Origin of the sequence: Streptosporangium sp. NPDC006013 (assembly GCF_040614275.1) — a bacterium.
Classification (GTDB): domain Bacteria; phylum Actinomycetota; class Actinomycetes; order Streptosporangiales; family Streptosporangiaceae; genus Streptosporangium.
Genome location: NZ_JBEXUE010000777.1, coordinates 1 through 2,947, shown reverse-complemented (window position 1 = coordinate 2,947; position 2,947 = coordinate 1). Strand labels below are relative to the sequence as shown.

Annotated in this window: 3 protein-coding genes; all 3 read left to right on the top strand. The window is 75.7% G+C overall.

Annotated elements, in window-relative coordinates; genetic code table 11:
• The coding region (locus tag ABZ260_RS49360; protein WP_355632427.1) for a Xaa-Pro peptidase family protein at positions 1 to 748 on the top strand (748 nt) is incomplete at its 5' end.
• A complete protein-coding gene (locus ABZ260_RS49355; protein ID WP_355632424.1) occupies positions 745 to 2,043 on the top strand; it encodes a pyridoxal-phosphate dependent enzyme in 1,299 nt (432 codons plus the stop codon). The genes ABZ260_RS49360 and ABZ260_RS49355, both read left to right, overlap by 4 nt.
• A partial coding sequence (locus ABZ260_RS49350) for an LLM class flavin-dependent oxidoreductase (protein WP_355632421.1) occupies positions 2,040 to 2,947 on the top strand: 908 nt, incomplete at its 3' end. The genes ABZ260_RS49355 and ABZ260_RS49350, both read left to right, overlap by 4 nt.

Here is a 2,947-nt window from a genome sequence, read left to right as displayed (position 1 = left end):
GCGCGAGGCCGCGGGCGACCCCGCCGCGGCCGACGCCACCGGCTGGGCGAGCCGGGTCCGCGGAGTGAAGCTCCCCGGTGAGGTGGCGCTGCTGCGCCACGCCGCCCGGCTCGCCGAGGCCGGAGTCCACGCCGCCCTGGAGATCGCCGCGGAGGGGGTGTCCGAGCACGAGCTCGCCCAGGCGGTGGCCGCCACGATGGTCGCCGGGGGCGCCGAGCCTCGCTTCGTGGTGGCGACCACCGGTCCGCGCTCCGCCCTGGCCGACGCCCACCCGACCGACCGGCGCTGGCGCCCCGGCGAGCTGGCCCGCTTCGACATCGGCTGCCTGTACGCCGGCTACTGGTCCGACATCGGGCGCACCGCGGTGCTCGGCGCGCCCGACGCGCGCCAGGCCGGTCACTACGCGGCGATCCTCGCCGGCCTGGACGAGCAGGTCGCCCTGACCCGTCCCGGCGTGACCGCCTCGGAGGTCTTCGACGTCGCGATGCGGGCGGTGCGGCGGGAGGGGGTCACGCCCTATCGGCGCCAGCACTGCGGGCACGGCATCGGCCTCGCCGTCTACGAACCGCCCATCGTCTCCCCCGGCGTGGAGACGGCGCTGGAACCGGGCATGACATTCTGCTTCGAGACGCCGTACTACAACCTCGGATGGGGCGGGATGATGGTGGAGGACACCCTGGTGGTGACCGGCGACGGGGCGGAGCTGTTCACCCGCTCGCCGAGGGAGCTGACGGTGGTGCCGGCATGACCCCGGTCTCCCGCTACCTCGGCCGGCTGGCCTGCCAGCGGTGCTCGGCGACCTACCCCGACCCCTCGCTGGAACTCGTCGGGCGCGGCTGCCCGGTCTGCGAGAAGGAGGGGGCGCCCGCCAACGTGCTCCCGGTCTACGACCTCGGCGGCCTGCGCGGCCTGCCCTGTGACCCCACCCAGCCGGGGCTGTTCCGCCACCGCGCGCTGCTGCCGCTGGACGGCGCCACACCCGCGGTGAGCCTGGGCGAGGGCGGCACCCCGCTGGTGCCGCTCCCCCGCACCGCCGAACGCCTCGGGCTCGGCGCGGTCCTCGTCAAGGACGAGACCCGCAACCCGACCTGGTCCTACAAGGACCGGCTGGCCGCCGTGGCGGTCACCAAGGCCGTGGAACTGGGCGCCCCGGCGGTGGTCGTGGCGAGCACCGGTAACCACGGGGCGGCGGTCGCCGCCTACGCGGCGCGCGCGGGGCTGCCCTGCGTGGTGCTGACCGTGGCGTCGGTACCGGCCACGATGAAGACCCTCATGCAGGTGTACGGTGCTCGCGTCGTCGCCCTGGAGAACCCCCCGGATCGGTGGCGTCTGATGCGGCGGCTCGTCGAGGAGCGCGGCTGGCTGGCGATGTCCGGGCACGCCGACCCGCCGGTGGGGTCCATCCCCTACGGCGTCGACGGCTACAAGACGATCGCCTACGAGATCGTCACCGACCTCGGCCGGACTCCCGACCAGGTGGTCGTGCCCGTCGCCTACGCCGACGGGCTGGCCGGGATCCGGCGCGGCTTCGCCGACCTCGTGGAGTCGGGGCTGGCCGACCGGATGCCGGTCCTCGTCGCGGCCGAGCCGTTCGGCCCGCACCACGCCGCCCTGGCCGCCGGCACGGACACCGCGGGACCGGTGCCGACCGCCCCGTCGGTCGCGTTCTCCATCGCCTCGCCGTATGGGACCTTCCAGGGCCTGGCCGCGCTGCGGGCGACCGGCGGCCGGGCGGTGCCCGTCCCCGACGACGCGCGCATCCTCGACGCGCAGGGCAGGCTCGGCCGGGAGGCCGGCCTGTACCTGGAGGCCTCGTCCGTCACCGCGCTGGTCGCGGTGGAGGACCTGGCCGGGTCGGGCGCGCTGCCCGCCGACGCCACCGTGGTCGTGGTCGGCACCTCCACCGGCCTGAAGGACGTCGGGGCCACCGCCGCCACCCTGCCGCCGGTGCCCGTCGTGGAACCCACGCCCGCCGCGCTCGACCGGGGGCTCGCCGCACTCGACCGGCGAAGTGGCGACCTCGGCCCGGAGGGCGAGCGATGAGACTCGCGTTCTCCATCTCCGGGCACCGCGACGCCGCCTCCGCCGTCGCGGTCGCCAGGCTCGCCGAGGAGGCCGGGTTCGACACCGTGTGGATCACCGAGGACTACTGCGAGCGCGGCGCCTTCGCGCTGGCCGGCGCGATCGCCGCGGTCACCGGGCGGATCCGGGTGGGCATCGGGGTGGTCAACCCCTGGACCCGCCACCCGGCGCTGATCGCCATGGAGCTCGCCGCCCTGGAGGAGATCAGCGGCGGGCGCGCGATCCTCGGCCTCGGCGCGAGCAACTCCCGCTGGATGACCGACCAGCTCGGCATCCCCTTCGACCGGCCGATCGGCCGCCTGGCCGAGGCGGTCGACATCGTCAGGGCGATGATGACCGGCGAGCGCGTCGACCACCGGGGCGAGCACTTCCGCGTGTCGGCCGGGCTGTCCTTCACCCCGCCGCGCCGCACCCCGCCGATCGTGCTGGGGGTCAAGGGGCCGCGGGCGCTGGCCCTGGCCGCCGAGCGGGCGGACGGCCTGCTGCTGTCCATCCTCTCCTCCGCGCCCTACGTCGCCTCGGTCCGCGAGCGCGTCGGGGCCGGGGTGGAGCTGGCCGCCTACGTCGGGCTGTCGGTGGGCGAGGACGCGCGCGCGGCCCGCGACCGGCTGCGCCCCATGGTGGCGACCTACCTCGGCGTGCACGGCGACCACGAGATCACCAGAACCGCGGGGCTCGACGCGGGGCTGTGCGCCGCGTTCCGCGAGGGGTGGCTCTCCAACGCTCCGCGCACCGATCTCGTCGACGACGCGCTGCTCGAACTGTTCGCCGCCGCCGGGACGGCCGCCGACGCCGCCTCGAAGCCCACCTGCCCGCCGACCACGATGATGTTGTTGCGCAGCTTCAGGATGTTCGGCGAGCAACC

Excerpts from the sequence above, each read along its gene's own strand:
- ABZ260_RS49355 (WP_355632424.1), top strand. The coding sequence starts at position 745 with ATGACCCCGGTCTCCCGCTACCTCGGCCGGCTGGCCTGCCAGCGGTGC.